Annotated in this window: 4 protein-coding genes and 1 pseudogene; all 5 read left to right on the top strand. The window is 47.7% G+C overall.

The window, feature by feature from the left end; all coding sequences use genetic code 11:
- A partial coding sequence (locus OEL57_RS15790) for a flagellar hook-length control protein FliK (RefSeq protein WP_300741794.1) occupies positions 1-530 on the top strand: 530 nt, incomplete at its 5' end.
- A gap of 15 nt (positions 531-545) precedes the next feature.
- Complete coding sequence (locus tag OEL57_RS15785; protein ID WP_300741792.1) at positions 546-1,211, top strand: flagellar hook assembly protein FlgD; 666 nt, start codon at positions 546-548, stop codon at positions 1,209-1,211.
- Positions 1,208-1,591: a TIGR02530 family flagellar biosynthesis protein gene (locus OEL57_RS15780; protein ID WP_300741790.1), complete on the top strand. Its 384-nt coding sequence runs from the start codon at positions 1,208-1,210 to the stop codon at positions 1,589-1,591. Before OEL57_RS15785 ends, OEL57_RS15780 begins: the two co-directional genes overlap by 4 nt.
- An 86-nt stretch (positions 1,592-1,677) precedes the next feature.
- Positions 1,678-2,571 (top strand): flagellar hook-basal body protein, encoded by an 894-nt coding sequence (locus tag OEL57_RS15775; protein ID WP_300741788.1) that lies wholly within the window; start codon positions 1,678-1,680, stop codon positions 2,569-2,571.
- Between the two features lie 193 nt (positions 2,572-2,764).
- Positions 2,765-3,029, top strand: a pseudogene (locus OEL57_RS15770) (flagellar basal body protein FliL); the annotation flags it as partial.

Below are 3,029 nucleotides of genomic sequence, written 5' to 3'. Positions count from 1 at the left end.
TGCCTGACCAGCATGGAGTTACCCTGCATACGGGTCAACAAATGGTCAATGCAACAAGTGGAGAGTCAGCAGAGGCTTTTAAGGCCGTCCCACAAGAGCTGGTTGGCCGTCAGGTGACAGATCGTCTGGTCAGCCATGAGATCAAGCAGGGAAATGACCAGATCTCTTTTAAGTTGTCGCCTGAAAACTTGGGTACTCTTCAGCTGAATATGCGGATGGAAGATAATCGTCTGAAGCTGGAGATTGTGGCGGAAAACCGAGGTGTTCGTGATGCGCTGTTGCAGCAGGCTGATGATCTGAAAGAGACATTAGCACGGCAGAATATCAAGGTTGATTCATTTAATGTAACTATGAGCAGCAATGGTAATCAGTCACAGCAGTCGCAGGATTGGCGCCAAATGATGCCGGAACAGCATCAGCAGTCACCATCGCAGTATGCCTCAAGAACTAACCCCAATTCTGGAAAAATTGAAGCGCCAATGCAGTATTTTGCGCCGCAGTATCAATCAACGCTTGATGTTAGATTCTAGTGAAAGGAATTTACTATGTCTGTTACAGCAATTGATAGTACGGGTAGTGCCACTAGTACGACAGTGAGCTCCGCATCAGATCTTGGTTTGGACTCAGACGCATTTTTACAGTTGTTTATTGCTCAGCTTCAATACCAAGATCCTCTGAATCCTCAAGATGCTACTGAAATGATGGGGGAACTTGCCCAGATGACAATGGTTGAGCAATCCTATAATACAACCACAGCGCTGAATAACCTGCTGACTGCACAGAATAATAATTTGGCACTAAGCTCGATTGGATTGATAGGTAAAGATATTATCGCACTTGGAGATCAACTAAATTTTGATGGCACTAATGCGGTAGAGTTAAGTTATCAAATGCCTGCTGCAACGACTGCAACGACACTAACTATAAAAAATGCATCGGGTGAGACCATTCGTACCGTTGACCTTGGTTCACAAGTTGCGGGGAATGGGACGTATCAGTGGGATGGTAAGGATGGTCAGGGAAACGTGCTGACTTCAGGTGCCTACAGCTTTTCAGTCACTGGAACGGATGCTGTGGGTGCTACACAAACAGCCACCACCTTCACAACCGGCCGGGCTGATGGTGTCACCTTTGCAAGTGGAGTAGCCTATATTTCAATTGGTTCCGTCCTGCTTCCCTTTGCAGATGTTATGAGCGTGCGATCTATATGAGTACCATTGATCAGATCTATTTTCCTAATCCGGTTCAGCCGATAGGAAAACCTGGCGAGGTAGGCCGTCAACAGCCAATAAAACCTGTTGTTGAAACACCTTTTTCAAAGGTACTTGATCAGACCCAAGGGGTGAAGTTTTCACAGCATGCCCAGGATCGCCTTAAGGCCCGTAACATCTCATTCAGTAATGATCAACTGAAGCAACTGGAAGGAGCCGTAAACAGTGTGGCACAGAAAGGTGGTAAAGATTCACTGGTTATGATGGGTGATGCGGCTCTGGTGGTAAGCGTCAAGAACCGGACCGTGGTGACCGCCATGGATCGTAGTCAGATGAAAGGAAATGTTTTCACTAATATTGACTCAGCAGTAGTTATCTAACGAACCTAACGGGCTGGTCCTCTTGAGGAAGCCTAAGGAGTTGCCGACCGATAGACGCAACTCCAACAAGAACAGGAGGCAACAAAATGAGTATTACATCAGCAATGTATTCAGGCGTATCAGGACTTTTGGCCAATGCAGAAGGAATTAACGTGATTGGAAACAACCTGGCCAACGTTAACACGGTTGGTTTTAAAAGCGGTCGTATGCTTTTTTCTGATATGCTCTCTGCTAGTGGGCCAAATAACTCCCAGATAGGGCGTGGAGTCCAGATTCAAAAAGTCGATAATATCTATGCGCAAGGTGCCTTTGAAAATACTGAGGTGGTTTCAGATGTTGCAATCCAGGGCAACAGCTTTTTTGCCTTCGCAGCCCCTAATACAACAGCGGCAATTGCTACCCAGGATTTAGCGTACCTTTCCCGTGCCGGTGCTCTTCGGGTCAACAGCGCATATAATCTGGTTAATCCTGACGGGTACGTGGCTCTTGAAGCGGCAACCGGAGCGCCAATAGATTTTTTATACGTTAACGGACAAACAGCTGGTGATTTTGCCAAAATAACGGCGATTGATGCTCAAGGGGTAATTACCTACAGCGATTATAATGGTGATGCTTACTACTATAACGGGAGTGGTGCCGGTTTGCCGGCTACCACAGCCAATTATACTGTTGTTAGAGATGCTGGTCATACAATAGCTGTAGTCAATCCTACCAACCCTTTGGGGCTGATTAAGGTTGGCGGGACTTTGTTTAAAAGCAGTGCGGAAGCCGGTGTGCCTACAACTGCCTTTTCTGCGGCAGTAAATAGAGCCAACGGCAGTTCTGAAAAGATGTATTCTAATTCTTTGGAGCAGAGTAACGTCGATATGGCGGCGCAGTTTGTGAAAATGATCCTGACCCAGCGTGCCTATTCAGCCAACTCAAAGACGATTACCACGGCTGACGAGATGACCCAGGAGGTACTTAATCTCAAGCGTTAATAGCTAGTTAACGCCTTATAGGTTGATTATGCCCCCGTTTGCCTGCAGATAGTTGCAGGTGGGCGGGGGCGCAATTGTATCGGCACTACATGAATAATAATTGCGAGTAGTTGCAAAAACCTCGTTTTCGTTTTAAATATGCTATGCTGTGCATTCATCAGGCAGGAAACCATGGCACACTGTGGAGGAGCGAATGGCAAAAGAAGAACAGGCAGCAGCCGAAGCCCCGGAAGAGGGTGGCAGCAAGAAGAAGTTGTTTATCATCATTGGGGCGGCAGTGCTGGTATTGGTTATCGCCGGTGTCGTTGTATTTATGATGATGGGCAAGGGCGATAAGAAAAAAGAAGGGGCTGATGCTCACGGAGCCCCTGCTGCTGCAGAGGGGGGGCATGGCGCTGCGGCCCCGGCTGCAGGCGGTGGGCATGGTGGTGCAGCTGGCGCTCCAGGTGTTTCTAGTG

The organism is Trichlorobacter sp. (genome assembly GCF_030247655.1).
Taxonomy (GTDB): domain Bacteria; phylum Desulfobacterota; class Desulfuromonadia; order Geobacterales; family Pseudopelobacteraceae; genus Trichlorobacter.
This window is presented reverse-complemented; position numbering and strand designations above follow the sequence as displayed.